Source organism: Pseudomonas sp. UBA6310 (genome assembly GCF_002438225.1).
Lineage (GTDB): Bacteria > Pseudomonadota > Gammaproteobacteria > Pseudomonadales > Pseudomonadaceae > Pseudomonas_O > Pseudomonas_O kuykendallii.
In genome coordinates this window covers 9430-19090 of sequence record NZ_DJTK01000062.1, presented here as the reverse complement: position 1 = coordinate 19090, position 9661 = coordinate 9430, and the positions used below count along the sequence as shown (strand labels likewise).

General features: G+C 67.0%; 12 protein-coding genes. 6 read left to right on the top strand and 6 right to left on the bottom strand.

From position 1 onward, the window contains the following. The coding region (locus B3E91_RS14965; RefSeq protein WP_287030173.1) for a GMC oxidoreductase at positions 1–227 on the top strand (227 nt) is incomplete at its 5' end. A gap of 161 nt (positions 228–388) precedes the next feature. After that, positions 389–787, top strand: a complete 399-nt coding sequence (locus tag B3E91_RS14960; protein WP_090231557.1) for a hypothetical protein — start codon at positions 389–391, stop codon at positions 785–787. 29 nt (positions 788–816) lie between these two features. Here B3E91_RS14960 and grxC read toward each other — a convergent pair whose 3' ends face one another. Beyond that, positions 817–1071 (bottom strand): glutaredoxin 3, encoded by a 255-nt coding sequence (gene grxC, locus B3E91_RS14955; protein ID WP_273229620.1) that lies wholly within the window; start codon positions 1069–1071, stop codon positions 817–819. Between the two features lie 34 nt (positions 1072–1105). Further along, positions 1106–1624, bottom strand: a complete 519-nt coding sequence (locus B3E91_RS14950; RefSeq protein WP_287030172.1) for a carboxymuconolactone decarboxylase family protein — start codon at positions 1622–1624, stop codon at positions 1106–1108. A 127-nt stretch (positions 1625–1751) separates the two neighbouring features. Here B3E91_RS14950 and B3E91_RS14945 point away from each other — a divergent pair, with 127 nt between their 5' ends. Continuing rightward, on the top strand, positions 1752–2582 hold the full coding sequence (locus B3E91_RS14945; RefSeq protein WP_273229616.1) for an AraC family transcriptional regulator: 831 nt from the start codon (positions 1752–1754) through the stop codon (positions 2580–2582). 60 nt (positions 2583–2642) lie between these two features. On the opposite strand, the gene B3E91_RS14940 is transcribed toward B3E91_RS14945, so the two are convergent. Then, positions 2643–3083 (bottom strand): nuclear transport factor 2 family protein, encoded by a 441-nt coding sequence (locus tag B3E91_RS14940; RefSeq protein ID WP_090231553.1) that lies wholly within the window; start codon positions 3081–3083, stop codon positions 2643–2645. Positions 3084–3281: 198 nt separating this feature from the next. Between B3E91_RS14940 and B3E91_RS14935 the strand changes: the two genes are divergently transcribed. Further along, positions 3282–3899 carry a TetR/AcrR family transcriptional regulator gene (locus B3E91_RS14935; protein WP_287030171.1) on the top strand — a complete coding sequence of 206 codons (618 nt, stop codon included), beginning with the start codon at positions 3282–3284 and terminating at the stop codon, positions 3897–3899. Positions 3900–3945: 46 nt separating this feature from the next. Here the strand turns inward: B3E91_RS14935 and B3E91_RS14930 are convergent, their stop codons facing one another. Beyond that, positions 3946–4800, bottom strand: coding sequence for a LysR family transcriptional regulator (locus B3E91_RS14930; protein ID WP_287030170.1), 855 nt, complete (start codon positions 4798–4800; stop codon positions 3946–3948). A gap of 208 nt (positions 4801–5008) precedes the next feature. On the opposite strand from B3E91_RS14930, the gene B3E91_RS14925 reads away from it, so the two are divergent. Together B3E91_RS14925 and B3E91_RS14920 are read left to right on the top strand one after the other, a co-directional pair. After that, a complete protein-coding gene (locus B3E91_RS14925; RefSeq protein WP_287030169.1) occupies positions 5009–6463 on the top strand; it encodes an MFS transporter in 1455 nt (484 codons plus the stop codon). 28 nt (positions 6464–6491) lie between these two features. After that, entirely contained in the window at positions 6492–7250 is a 759-nt protein-coding gene (locus B3E91_RS14920) for an SDR family oxidoreductase (protein WP_287030168.1), read from the top strand. An 84-nt stretch (positions 7251–7334) separates the two neighbouring features. Here B3E91_RS14920 and chrA read toward each other — a convergent pair whose 3' ends face one another. Together chrA and B3E91_RS14910 are read right to left on the bottom strand one after the other, a co-directional pair. Further along, a complete protein-coding gene (gene chrA / locus B3E91_RS14915) occupies positions 7335–8702 on the bottom strand; it encodes a chromate efflux transporter (protein ID WP_287030167.1) in 1368 nt (455 codons plus the stop codon). 220 nt (positions 8703–8922) lie between these two features. Further along, positions 8923–9661 (bottom strand): saccharopine dehydrogenase family protein (locus tag B3E91_RS14910; protein ID WP_287030166.1); only part of this gene is annotated, 739 nt, incomplete at its 5' end.

Here is a 9661-nt window from a genome sequence, read left to right as displayed (position 1 = left end):
TGGTGGACGGCCAGGGCCGGGTACACGGGGTACAGGGCTTGCGCGTGGTGGATGCCTCGATCATGCCGCAGATCATCACCGGCAACCTCAACGCCACCACCATCATGATCGCCGAGAAAATCGCCGACAGGATTCGCGGCGTCACGCCCCTGCCGCGCAGCGAAACGCGCTACTACAAGGCCGAAGGCGCGCCGCTGCGCCAGCCCCCGCGACGCGCGCTGGGCTGATCGAGATGTCGAAGAGGCAACGAAAAAGGCGATCCAGACGGACCGCCTTTTTTGTAAGTGCCGCTCACGCCGCCGTGCGAACGAATCGCCACCACTCGGCCCTGCGCACCCGTCGCGCGGCAGTGGGCAAGCGCCACTGCGGATGGCTATGATCGGAGCCCATGACGCCTCCGCTGACCCGCCAACCCTGCCCGCCCGGCGCCTGCAACTGCGAGCGCGAACGCCTGCACGAAACCCCGGGCGCCGACCTGCGCATCCTCGGTCTCACCCGCAGCGAGGAAAAGCGCCTGCTCGAACGCCTGGAAAATCTCGCCGACCTTCCCGACCTCGAGCACATGCAGCGGCGCATGTACGAGCAACTCGGCATCCGCCTGGAGATCGGCCCCGGCTTCAACGAAGTGCGCAGCATGCGCGGCCTGCAGATCCAGATCGATCCCCTGCCCGGCCTCTGTCGCAAAACCCGCCAATCGATCCCTTCGGCGATCCGCCGGGCGCTGGAAAAACGCCCCGAAATCGCCTATCGCCTGCTCGACGCCAACGACCTGCTGCGCGACGCCTGAAGCGCCCGGCGCCGCGCCGGTCGTTCGCACTAGCCTTGCAGCAGCCCGTCCAGCTCGCCGCGACGCTCCAGGGCGGCCAGGTCGTCGAAACCGCCGACGTGCAGTTCGCCGATGTAGATCTGCGGCACCGTCCGGCGCCGGGTGCGCTCCATCATCTGCGCCAGGGCCTGCGGCGAGGACCCCACGTCGATCTCGTTCGGGGTGACGCCCTTGCGCGCCAGCAACGACTTGGCGTTGACGCAGTAGGGGCAGTGACTCGTGCTGTAGAGGGTTACCGGTTTCATTGCGCTTGCTCCTCTGTCTGCCGTGCTCACAGGCTCACAGGCTCACGGGCGGAAAGTCGATGTCGGTGGCGGCGACGTTGTTGAGGTAGTTGGTCAGCGTGAGCAGGGTGACCTGGGCGATCAGCTCGACGATCTTCGCATCGCTCAAACCGCCGGCGCGTGCCGCGGCGAGTTGTGCATCGCTGACCTGGCCACGGCTCTCGGTCACCTGCCGGGCGAACAGCGCCAGCGCGCTCAGGCGGCCCTGTCGTGCTTCGCCGATGGCCTCGGCGTCGAGCCCGGCCTTGCCGGCGAACAGCGTGTGCGCGGCCAGGCAGTACTCGCAGCCGTTGACCTGCGAAGTCGCCAGGGCGACCGTCTCGCGCTCCGCGGCGCTGAGCGAACTCTTCGCCATGGCCCCGGCCAATGCCAGGTAACCGCCCAGGGCCGCGGGCGAGTGGGCCAGGGTCTTGAACGCATTAGGGACGAAACCGAGGCTCTTCTGCAGGGCTTCCAGTTGTGGACGGGAAGCGGCGGGAGCCTGTTCGAGGGGCAGTGCGGCGATGCGGGTCATGGTGATTCTCCAATCGGTGGTGGGTGGTCGATCGACAACCCTGGAACCGATGGTAGGCAGCAGACCTTTCCTTTTGGATCCAAATCGTCGAAGTTATGCGACTGATCGTCTAAACGAGAAGCCGAACATGGATCGACTCTCCGCACTGATGGAGCACTTCAGCCTGCACGCCTCTGCGTTCCACCTGGGTGGTTTCTGCGGTATCAGCGGCTTCACCGGCCAGGAGCAACGTGGCTACGTCCACCTGCTGCGTTCGGGGAGGATCAGCTTTCGCGAGGGCAACGGCCCGGCCACCGTCATCGACAGGCCCAGCCTGGTGTTGCTGGCGCGGCCGCAGGCGCACCAACTGGTGGCCAGCGAAGCCGACCACGCGGAGCTGGTCTGCGCGACGCTGAACTTCAGCGGTGGCGTCGACAACCCGCTGTCGCAGGCGCTGCCCAGCCATATCGTGCTGCCGCTGGACGAGCTGCCGACGCTGAGCGGCAGCCTGGACTGGCTGTTCCGCGAGGCGTTCGGCGAGGATTGCGGACGCGACGCGATCCTCAACCGGCTGATCGAGCTGATGCTGATCCAGCTGTTCCGGCAACTGATGAATGATGGCGCGATCTCCACCGGGATGATGGCCGGGCTCGCCGACCTGCGCCTGGCGCGGGCGATGACGCTGATGCACGACCAGCCTGCCCGGCCTTGGTCGGTCGCCGAGCTGGCCAGTGCCGCGAGCATGTCGCGCGCCAGCTTCGCGGCCCGTTTCCACAAGGTGGTGGGCAGCACCCCGGCGAACTACCTCGCCGGCTGGCGCGTCAGCCTGGCGCAGAAACGTCTGCGCGAAGGACGCCCGATCGCCCTGATCGCCGACGAAGTGGGTTACGAAAGCCCGTCCGCGCTGGCCCGGGCGTTCCGTCGCAAGGTCGGGGCAAGCCCCAGCGAATGGACGCAGCGGATCGGCGCCGCCGGCTAGAAACCCGAAGCGCCGCGCGAACCACCGCCCCAGTTCGAGGGCGGCGCCCACCGCGTCTGATCAGCCGGCGCTCTTCGCCTTGTGCGCCGCCAGGTAGGGCGCGAGCCGTGCGCCCATCTCCGCGCCCAGCGCCTGCAACGCGCTCATTGGCCGGACCATCACCTCGAAATCGACGATCTTGCCGCTTTCGTCGAAGCGGATCATGTCGATGCCCTTGAGTTCCTTGCCACCCACCTGGGCGCTGAACTCCAGCACGACGTTCAGCCCGTCAGCGCTCGCCAGTTGGCGGTGATAGGTGAAGTTCTCGAAGACCTTGATCACCGTGTTGAGGATCGTCGCCACGACCGGCGCACCCGGATAGGCGCTGTGCGCCATCGGCGAGCGGAACACCACGCTCGGTGCCAGCAGCTCAGGCAGCGCGCTCAGGTCGGCTTCGGCCACCATCGCGTGCCAGCGTTGCAGGGAAGTTGCCGCAGCCGGCTGGAGTTGTAGGTCGCTCATGTCTGTGCCTTCTTCTTGTTGTTGGAGCCGCCGGTGCGGCGGCGGATTGCGCCGTGGGCGCGCTACGCGTTCGCTGCATGGATCTCTCGAATACCGCTACAGGCCGCGAATGGAGCGAGATTACGGAGCATAACTTATCACTGTCAAGATTCTTCCGCGTGTTAGGATTTCGCTCCCTCCCGTTCTCAGCGCCCGCCCATGCAGACCGCCCCGAAGAAGCCTTCGCCCCGCAAGCGCGACACCTACCACGTAGGCAACCTCGCTCCGCAACTGCTCGACGCGGCCCGCCGGCTGCTGGATGAAGAAGGTCCGGGGAAACTGTCGCTGCGCGCCGTGTCCGAACGCGTCGGCGTGAGCCCCACCGCCGCCTATCACCACTTCGCCAGCCGCGGCGAACTGCTCGCCCACCTCGCCGCCCAGGGCTTTCGCGAACTCAGCCAGGTGCTCTCGGACGACAGGATCGGCGGCGGACAACTGCTGCAGGTGTGCCTGGCCTACTTGCGCTTCGCCCGCGGCAACCCGGCGATCTACCAGTTGATGTTCGGCGCGGAATTCGTCAGCGGCGAAACCCTGCCCGCGCTCGCCGAAGCACGGGACGAAGCCTTCGGCCGACTGGAACGGATCATCGCCGACGAACTCGCCCTGCCCCGGGAGGCTTCCGACGTGCGCGCCGCCGCGCTGGCCAGTTGGTCCTACATCCACGGCCTGGCCTCCCTGATGATCCACGGCGTGATCCAGGTACCGGATGCGGTCAGCGACGAGCGCCTGGTGGAGTTGACGCTGGGCGGACTGGAGCGGGTGTTCCGGGGCGCCTGAGCCAAGGCGATGCAAGTGATGCACCCGCGCCATGGCGGGCGGTGTCTCAGTGGCTACCGAGCATGTCGCCGGTCAGCTCCACGAACGCGCGCAGACGGTCCAGGCGCCGCATGTCCTGGTGGTAGCCCATCCAGATATCCCGGGGCGGCGGCGCTTCGCCAAGGTCCAGGCGAATCAGGGCCGGCAGCTGGTCGCCCAGCAGGCGCGGCAGCACCGCGACACCCAGCCCCTGCGCGCACATCCGCGCCTGCACGGTGCGGCTGCTGCTGGTGAACACCGTGCGCGCGGCGGGCAGCATGCGCTGCAGCCATAGCACATCGGGGTAGTACGCCTGCGCGGTGTTCATCAGGATCAGCGTGCAGCCGGCGCCCTCCGGTCCGGGCTCGAAAGGCAGGGCGGCACTGCCGTACAGGCCGTAGGGCATGCTCATCAGCCGGCGCTGCACGATGTCCGGCTGATCGAACGGCACGATGCGAAAAGCGATGTCCGCTTCGCGGCGGGTGAGGTCCGACAGGCGCATCCCGGCAATCACCTCGGGTACCACCGCCGGGTAGCGGCGCACCAGCTCGCCCAGCACCGGTGCCAGCACGTAGCCGGCGAACCAGTCGGCCGAAGAAATACGCAGGATGCCTTCGGGCTGCTCGTCGCTGCCATCGATGCGCCGGGCGATGGCCAGCGCGCTGCTTTCCATTTCCTCTGCAAGGCTCAGGATGCCCTCGCCGATCGCCGTGGGGACGAGGCCTTCACGGGTGCGCCGGAAGAAGGCCTGGCCGCTGGCCTGCTCCAGTGCCTGCAAACGCCTGCCCACCGTGGGGTGGCTGACGCCCAGGTGTTTGGCCGCCGCGCCCAGGGAGCCGGCGCGGGCTATCGCCAGGAAAAACCGCAAGTCGTCCCAATCCACCCCGCCACCCCTTACAAAAATGAACGCGCAATGTGCAGCGATGGCAGTCCCGCCAGCGCCTCCCGGCTTTCAAACTTCGGCCACGTTCAGCCTGGCCGCGTCGCCAGGCCACTCTCATGCCGCTCGACAGTGTACGTAGCGGCGCGCTGGCCAGGCCAGGGACCTCTTCGAACCTGCCGGGCAAGTGCCGTTTTCTGGAGACCTTGCCATGACGCTTTCTACCTCAGCTCCAGCCGCTGCCGTTGCCACGGCACCTCGCCGCTGGCTGGCCTTCGCCGTGCTGCTGGCCGGCGCATTCCTGCCGCCGCTGGATTTCTTCATCGTCAATGTGGCGCTGCCGTCCATTCGCCAGAGCCTTGGAGCGACCCCGGCGCAGATCGAGTGGGTGATCTCGGCCTACGCGGCCACCTACGCGGTGTTCCTGATCACCGGAGGGCGCCTGGGCGATCTGTTTGGCCGGCGCCGGGTGTTTCTGGCAGGCATGGCCGGCTTTGGATTGGCTTCGCTGATCTGTGGGCTGGCGGCCTCACCGTCGGTGCTGATCGCTGGACGGGTGTTGCAGGGGCTGAGCGCCGCGGCCATGGCGCCGCAGGGGTTGGCGTCCATCCATGCGCTGTTTCCCGAGCATGAGCGCTCGCGGGCGTTGGCGGTCTATGGCGCGGCGCTGGGCTTTGCCGCCGTGGTCGCCCAGGTCCTCGGCGGCGTGCTGATCGCGGCCGATGTGTTCGGGCTGCAGTGGCGAGTGATCTTCCTGATCAACCTGCCCATCGTGGCCCTGGTTTTCCTGGCCGGCATCCCCTTTCTGCCCGACACCCGCAGCCCCACTCCGGCGTCGCTGGATCGCCTCGGCGTGCTGCTCTGCGCGCTGACGCTGGGGCTGCTGGTGGTGCCGCTGGTTCAGGGCCGCGAGCTGGGCTGGCCGTGGTGGCTGTGCCTGATGCTGCTGGGCGCGCCGCTGGTAGCCGTGGGCTTCTGGCGCCATGAAGTGGCCCTTCAGCGGCGCGGCGGTACACCGCTGCTCAGCCCCCAGCTGGCGCGATCGCCGCGCTTGCTGGCGGGGCTGGTCGGCGCACTTTTCTTCTATGTGGTCTCCGCGTTTTTCCTGACCTTTTCGGTGTACCTGCAGGACGCCTTCGGCGCTTCACCGGTGGTCACCGGACTGATGTTCGTGCCCTTTGGCGTGGGTTTTCTGGTCGGCCCGTTGACCACACCCGCCGCCATCCGCTGGTTCGGCCGTTGGGTGCCGGCCCTGGGCATGCTGCTGGAGGCGCTGGGCTGCCTGGTGCTGAGCCTGGCGGTGGATGCCGCCGCGGCCGGTGAACGACCGGCCCTGGTGCCGCTGATCCTGGGCGTCGGGCTGCTGGGTTTCGGTCAGGGCTGGGCCTTGCCGACATTGATCCGCAGCGTGATCGACCGCGCCCCGGCCGGTGGCTCGGGAATGGTTTCCGGGCTGGTCAACTCGGCGTTGCAAATCAGCGCTGCCCTCGGTGTAGCGGTGCTCGGCGGGCTGTTCTACGCCGTCGCCGCACCGGCGCATAACCCGGCCACGCTGGCCCACGGTTTCATCGCCGCACTGCTGGGCATCGCCCTGTGCCTGAGCCTGTCCGCGCTGCTGGCGCTCTACGCCTCGGCGCCCCGCTCGGGCAGCGCCGAGTCCCTGTAATTACCCCACCCTTTTAAGGAGCTCACCCATGTCTGGCAGATTCTTCAACCAGGTCGCCGTGGTCACCGGCGGCTCGACCGGCATCGGCTTTGCCATCGCCCAGGCGCTGCTCGCCGAAGGCGCCAAACGCGTTTACCTCACCGGACGCTCGGCCGCCTCGCTCGACAATGCCGTGGCCACGCTGGGCGAACGGGCGGTCGCGGTGGTGTCCGACGTCAGCCGGCAAGCCGACCTCGATGCGCTCAAGACCCTGGTGCAGCAGCGCGATGGGCAGCTCGACATGGTGTTCGCCAATGCCGGAATCTGCGAAAAGAACCCCGTCGGCGAGACCAGCGAAGCCAGTTACCACGCGATGTTCGATATCAACGTGAAAGGCGTTTTCTTCACCGTGCAGACCCTGCTGCCGCTGCTCAAGGACGGCGCGGCCATCGTGCTGACGGCGTCCATCTGCTCCAGCAACGGCATGGAAGGCCTGAGCCTGTACAACGCCTCCAAGGCGGCCGTGCGTTCCTTTGCCAGAACCTGGGCCAACGAACTCAAGGGCCGCAAAATCCGCAGCAACGTGCTGAGCCCCGGCTTCACCCGCACCCCGCTGATGGACAACGGCCTGAAGATGGACGAAGCGCAGATCCAGGCGCTCACCGAACAGGTCTCCGCCATCGTGCCGCTGGGTTACATGGCCAGCCCCGACGAGATCGCCACCTCGGCCTTGTTCCTGGCCTCGAACGATGCCCGCTACGTCAACGGCGTCGAGTTGATGGTTGACGGCGGCCTCTCGCAGATCTGATACGCCAGAGCCAAGCGCATGGCCGCCCTCGCGAATGCGCTCGACCTTGCCCCCGCGGCGCGAGTCCTTCTCGTACAACCGGGCTCAATGGCTGGCGGCGGTGAGCCACACCGCCAGCCCGGCCAAGGCACATCCGATCAAGACCTGAATGACGCTGCGCTTGTAGCGGAACAGGGCAACCGCGGCGCCCAGTGCGATCGATGCCGACGGCCAGTCGAATTCGCCGCCGAAACCCTGGGGCCAGAGGACGTGGTAGCCGAAGAACAAGGCAAGGTTGAGGATCACGCCCACGACGGCGGCGGTGATGGCGGTCAGTGGTGCGGTGAACTTCAGCTCGTTGTGGGTCGACTCCACGAGAGGCCCGCCCACAAGGATGAACAGGAACGACGGCAGGAAGGTGAACCAGGTGACCAGGGTCGCGGCCAGGGCACCGGCGAGAAAGGCCTGATCCGGGCCGAAGACCTGCTGCACGTAGGCCCCCACGAAAGCGACGAACGCCACCACCATGATCAGAGGGCCAGGCGTGCTTTCGCCGAGGGCCAGGCCATCGATCATCTGCGTGGGCGTCAGCCAGCCGTAGTGGCCGATTGCGCCCTGGTACACGTAGGGCAGTACGGCGTAGGCGCCGCCGAAGGTGAGCAGCGCGGCCTTGGTGAAGAACCAGCCCATCTGGGTCAGCGTGCCGTTCCAGCCGAAGGCGAGGACCAGCAAGCCCATCGGCAGCACCCAGAGCGCCGCACCCGTCACCAACAAAACCGCCAGGCGCGACCAGTTGAAACGCGCGTGCTCAGGGATGGGGGTGTCATCGTCGATCAATGCCGGACCGAAGGTGTTCCTGGCTCCGGCATGTCCGCCGCCAACCTGGAAGGTGTCGGGGGCCAATCTGCCGCCTATGAAGCCGAGCACTGCCGCGCCCAGCACGATCAACGGGAACGGCAGGTTGAGCGCGAAGAGGGCGACGAAGGAGGCCGCGGCGATCGCCCACAACGCCTTGTTCTGCAGCGCCCTGGAACCGATGCGATGGGCGGCCTGCACGACGATGGCCGTCACCGCCGGCTTGATGCCATAGAAGATCCCCGCCACCAGCGGGACGTCGCCCAGGGCGATGTACACCCAGGACAGGGCGATCAGGATGAACAGCGAGGGCAGCACGAACAGCACCCCGGCGATCACGCCGCCCCACGTCCGATGGAGCAACCAGCCGATGTACGTCGCCAACTGCTGCGCCTCGGGACCTGGGAGGAGCATGCAGTAGTTCAGGGCATGCAGGAAACGACGCTCGGATATCCAGCGCCGCCGCTCGACCAGCTCCTGATGCAGGATGGAAATCTGCCCGGCGGGCCCGCCGAAGCTGATGAACCCGATCCTGAGCCAGAACAGCAGCGCCTGAAGCAGGCTGACCGGCTCGACGCACTCTGGCTCCTGGGTCCTGCCGGGGGTGACTTCACTCATCGCCTTTCTCTTCTCTCGAAAGCCGCCTGCTGCTTGAGCGCAGCTTCACGGAGCCAGATCCGGCCAGCACACCGCCGCTTTCGGGCGCTGTGCATGGGCGGAACCCGCCAACGCCCGGCCGCTCCGGCCCATGATAGGTTTACCGGCCGCTCATCCGGCAAGGCCCGCTGAAAGCGGACCAAAAAAAACGCCCTTCCGGGCGTTTTTCGTGGCTGACGACTCAGGCCCAGGGGCGGTCGCCGGCCTCGTCGCGCACGCGGGTGGGCAGGCCCATCACGTCCAGCGCGCGGAGGAACGGCTCGGCCGGCAGTTCCTCGACGTTGACCATGCGCTGCACGTCCCATTCGCCACGGGCGACCAGCAGGGCAGCCGCCACCGGCGGCACGCCGGCGGTGTAGGAAATGCCCTGGCTGTCGGTCTCGGCGAAGGCTTCCTCGTGGTCGGCCACGTTGTAGATGAAGACTTCGCGCGGCTGGCCATCTTTGGTGCCCTTGACCAGGTCGCCGATGCAGGTCTTACCGGTGTAGCCCGGCGCCAGCGAGGCGGGATCGGGCAGCACGGCCTTGACCACCTTGAGCGGCACCACTTCCAGCCCCTCGGCGGTCCGCACCGGTTGCTCGGAGAGCAGGCCGAGGCTGTTCAGCACGGTGAACACGTTGATGTAGTGCTCGCCGAAACTCATCCAGAAACGCACGTTGGGCACGTCGAGGTTCTTCGACAGCGAGTGCACTTCGTCGTGGCCGGTCAGGTAGAGGTTCTGCGAACCCACGACCGGCAGGTCGTCCGTGCGTTTGACTTCGAACATGCGGTTGCTGGTCCACTGGGCGTTCTGCCAGCTCCACACCTGTCCGGTGAATTCGCGGAAATTGATTTCCGGGTCGAAATTGGTGGCGAAGTACTTGCCATGGGAGCCGGCGTTGACGTCGAGGATGTCGATCGAATCGATGCGATCGAAATAC

Excerpts from the sequence above, each read along its gene's own strand:
- B3E91_RS14960 (WP_090231557.1), top strand. The coding sequence starts at position 389 with ATGACGCCTCCGCTGACCCGCCAACCCTGCCCGCCCGGCGCCTGCAAC.
- grxC (WP_273229620.1), bottom strand. The coding sequence starts at position 1,071 with ATGAAACCGGTAACCCTCTACAGCACGAGTCACTGCCCCTACTGCGTC.
- B3E91_RS14950 (WP_287030172.1), bottom strand. The coding sequence starts at position 1,624 with ATGACCCGCATCGCCGCACTGCCCCTCGAACAGGCTCCCGCCGCTTCC.
- B3E91_RS14945 (WP_273229616.1), top strand. The coding sequence starts at position 1,752 with ATGGATCGACTCTCCGCACTGATGGAGCACTTCAGCCTGCACGCCTCT.
- B3E91_RS14940 (WP_090231553.1), bottom strand. The coding sequence starts at position 3,083 with ATGAGCGACCTACAACTCCAGCCGGCTGCGGCAACTTCCCTGCAACGC.
- B3E91_RS14935 (WP_287030171.1), top strand. The coding sequence starts at position 3,282 with ATGCAGACCGCCCCGAAGAAGCCTTCGCCCCGCAAGCGCGACACCTAC.
- B3E91_RS14925 (WP_287030169.1), top strand. The coding sequence starts at position 5,009 with ATGACGCTTTCTACCTCAGCTCCAGCCGCTGCCGTTGCCACGGCACCT.
- B3E91_RS14920 (WP_287030168.1), top strand. The coding sequence starts at position 6,492 with ATGTCTGGCAGATTCTTCAACCAGGTCGCCGTGGTCACCGGCGGCTCG.
- chrA (WP_287030167.1), bottom strand. The coding sequence starts at position 8,702 with ATGAGTGAAGTCACCCCCGGCAGGACCCAGGAGCCAGAGTGCGTCGAG.